We start from the raw sequence: 3572 nt of genomic DNA on the forward strand, positions 1-3572 counted from the left end.
CACGGGGGCCGGGTCGGCGGCCTTGCCGGTGGTGGGCGGCACCACCACCTGGGCCTGGGCAGCCACGGAAAGGGCAAGGCTGCCGCCAGCCACCAACAATAGTCGGAAGTTATTCATCAAAAAACGAAGTATTTGGGTGGGAAGTAGCGCGAACTTTTAGTCCGCGTCCACGCGCCGTTCAGGAGTTGTTTGGGTGTATTATTTAAGAGCGCGGACTAAGTTTAGAGTCGCGGACTGAAAGTCCGCGCTACAGCGCTAATCCACCGCTACTTCCTCCTCGTGGGGCCGCTCCACGCGGGGCAACAGCGAGGCCGGCTCGGGGCGCTGCTCCTCGGGCACCGAGCGGCCTTGCAGGGCCAATAGGTGGCGCTCCTCGTCGAATTCGCCCTCGCTTTTGGCCACCACCAGCGTGGCCACACCGTTGCCTATGACATTGGTGATGGCCCGCGCCTCGCTCATAAACCGGTCGACGCCCAGCAGCAGGGCCACGCTTTCCACCGGAATCGTCTTGGTGGCCGCCAGTGTAGAGGCCAGCACGATGAAGCCCGAACCCGTGACGCCGGCCGCGCCCTTGCTCGTCACAATCAGAATGGCGATGAGCGTGAGCTGCTGCGTGAGCGAGAGCGGAATGTTGAAGGCCTGCGCCAGGAAAATGACGGCAATGGAGAGGTAGATGGACGTGCCATCGAGGTTGAAGGAGTAGCCCGTGGGAATGACCAGCCCGGCCACCGAGCGCGAGCAGCCGTAGCGCTCCATCTTGTCAATCATGCGCGGCAGGGCCGATTCCGACGACGAGGTGCCCAGCACCAGCAGGATTTCTTCCTTGATGAAGCGCAGGTAGGGCCCCAGCCGCAGCTTGTAGTAGCGCAAAATCAAATTCAGCACCACGAAAATGAACAGGAACATGGTGGCGTACACCACCAGCATGAGCTTGCCCAGCGGCAGCAGCGTGCTGATGCCGTACTTGCCGATGGTGAAAGCCATACCGCCGAACGCGCCAATCGGGGCCAGCTTCATCACCATGGCCAGCACCTGGAACATGGCGTGCGAGAGCCGGTCGAAGGTTTTGGTGAGGGGCCGGCCGTAGTCGCCCATGTGGTTCAGGGCCAGGCCGAACAGGATGGAAAACAGCAGCACCTGCAGGATGTCGCCCTTGGCGAAGGCGCCCACCACGTTGTCGGGCACGATGTGGGTGAAGAATTCTACCCAGTTCATCTCGCCCGCTTTTTCGGTGAATTTGGCGGCTTCCTCGGTCTTTTTGGCGTCTTTCAGCACGGCCTGCGCCGTGGCCTGCACGCCCGCGCCGGGCTGCGTCACATTGGCCACGATGATGCCGATGCCCAGGGCCAGCGTGGTCACGATTTCGAAGTACAGCAAAGCTTTGCCGCCCACGCGGCCCACCTTTTTCATGCTGCCCATGCCGGCGATGCCCAGCACCACCGTGAGGAAGATAATGGGCGTTATCAGCATCTTGATGAGGCTGATGAAGGTGTCGGCTACCGGCTTGAGGGCCGCGCCGAAGGCCGGAAACAAGCCCCCCACCAGCACGCCCAGGGCAATGGCGGTGAGCACCTGCACGGTGAGGTTGGAAAACGCTTTTTTCATGGGAACCAAGGAAATGAGGTGGTGGGAAAGTCAGGACGGGTGTGGGGAGATTGATTACAAAGTATTTAGGTTGATTAAAAAGCGTACAGCCCGGGGTAGAGTCGCAACATTTTGCGTCTCATCGTTGAACGAAATCGTTGTTTCGGCGCGAACGACGAGACGCAAAATGTTGCGTCTCTACCCCGTTTCAACCCCAACCGCTTCTCAGTCTTTGCCGATGCGCGAAGTGTGCTTGGTATCGGCCATGCGCCAGTACACCAGCAGCGAAATGGCGGCGCAGAACGTTACGTACCAGTAATAAGCCGATTCCATGCCCCAGCTTTTAACTTGCAGGGCCACGTACTCGGCCGAGCCGCCGAAGATGGCCAGCGTGAGGGCGTAGGGCAGCCCCACGCCTAAGGCCCGGATGGAAGTGGGGAACAGCTCCGCCTTCACCACCGCGTTGATGGACGTGTAGCCGCTCAGCACTATCATGGCCAGCACCAGCAGCCCGAAGGCTCCCCAGGTGCTGCTGGCGTGGCTCAGGGCCGTGAGCAGCGGCACGGTGCCCAGCGTGGCCCCCACCCCGAAAAACAGCAGCACCGGCCGCCGCCCTACCCGGTCCGACAGCGCGCCCATCAGCGGCTGCAGCACCAGGGCCACGGCCAGCGCCCCAAACGACACCAGCGTCGCCTGCTCCTTGCTGAAGTGCGCGGTGTTCACCAGGAATTTCTGGGCGTAAGTGGTGAAGGTGTAGAAGGCCAGCGTACCGCCCAGCGTCATGCCCACCACCGTGAGCACCTCACGCGGGTGGCGCATCAGCACCCGGAACCGGCTTTCCTGCGGCTCCCCGGCGGGTGCGGCGTGTTTCACGAAGTCCTGGGTTTCTTCCATCTGGCGGCGCAGGTACAGGGCCACCAGGGCCGCCACCGCGCCGATGCCGAAGGGCACGCGCCAGCCCCACTGCTGCATTTCGGCCGGGCTCAGCACCTGTTGCAGGCCCAGCTGCACCAGCAGCGCCAGCAGCTGCCCGGCCAGCAGCGTCACGTACTGAAAGCTGGAGTAGAAGCCGCGGTTCCGCTCGTCGGCCATCTCGCTCAGGTAGGTGGCCGAGGTGCCGTATTCGCCCCCCACGCTCAACCCTTGCAGCAGGCGCGCCACCACTAGCAGGGCCGGCGCCGCTACCCCAATCTGGGCGTAGCCCGGCGTGAGGGCAATGAGCAGCGAGCCGCCGCACATCAGCAGCACCGAGGCCAGCAGCGCGGCCTTGCGCCCGGCGCGGTCGGCGTACAGGCCCATCAGCCACCCGCCCAGCGGCCGCATCAAAAAGCCCACCGCGAAAATGGCCGCCGAGCTCAGCAGTTGGGCCGTGGGGTCGGTGGTGGGAAAGAACACCGGGGCGAAATACAGGGCGAAGGCCGAGTACACGTACCAATCATACCACTCCACCAGGTTGCCGATGGAGCCGCTGATGATGGAGCGCAGCCGCGACCCGGTGGTGCGCGGCGCAGACGAAAGCGAAACGGTGGAGGACATGAGATGAGGTGGGAATTGATTGATAAAGAAGGAAGAACGAGTGCGCCCGGCCGCCCAAACGGCGCCGGCCAGCGGCCACCTGCGCAGCCGGAAATCAGCAAGGAAACCGCGACCGCAGCGGCCTACAAATACGAAGGCCGCTGGGCCCGAAACAGGCGCGCCACCACCAACAAGCTCACGAAAATGCAGCCCGCCACGTACCAGTAGAAGTACGACTCGTGGCCGATGTCTTTGCACCAGAGGGCGATGTATTCGGCCGTGCCGCCAAACACCGCCACCGTGAGCGCGTGGGGCAGCCCGATGCCCAGCGCCCGAATCGGGGTCGGAAAAAGCTCGGCCTTCACCACCGCGTTGATGCCGCTGTAGCAGCTCACGATGGCCAGCGCCGGCAGCAGCAGCAGCACGCTGCTTTCCACGCTGCGGGCGTGGCTCAGCGCCAGCAGCAGCGGCAC

2 protein-coding genes and 1 pseudogene are annotated in these 3572 nt (G+C 63.4%); all 3 read right to left on the minus strand.

Annotated features, from left to right (window positions below):
• Positions 1-255: 255 nt before the first annotated feature.
• Positions 256-1605, minus strand: coding sequence for a dicarboxylate/amino acid:cation symporter (locus ACYVDE_RS17490; protein ID WP_460502832.1), 1350 nt, complete (start codon positions 1603-1605; stop codon positions 256-258).
• A 204-nt stretch (positions 1606-1809) separates the two neighbouring features.
• On the minus strand, positions 1810-3120 hold the full coding sequence (locus ACYVDE_RS17495) for an MFS transporter (RefSeq protein WP_460502834.1): 1311 nt from the start codon (positions 3118-3120) through the stop codon (positions 1810-1812).
• Between the two features lie 122 nt (positions 3121-3242).
• Positions 3243-3572: pseudogene (locus ACYVDE_RS17500) on the minus strand (alpha-ketoglutarate transporter); the annotation flags it as partial.

Source organism: Hymenobacter agri (assembly GCF_054778495.1).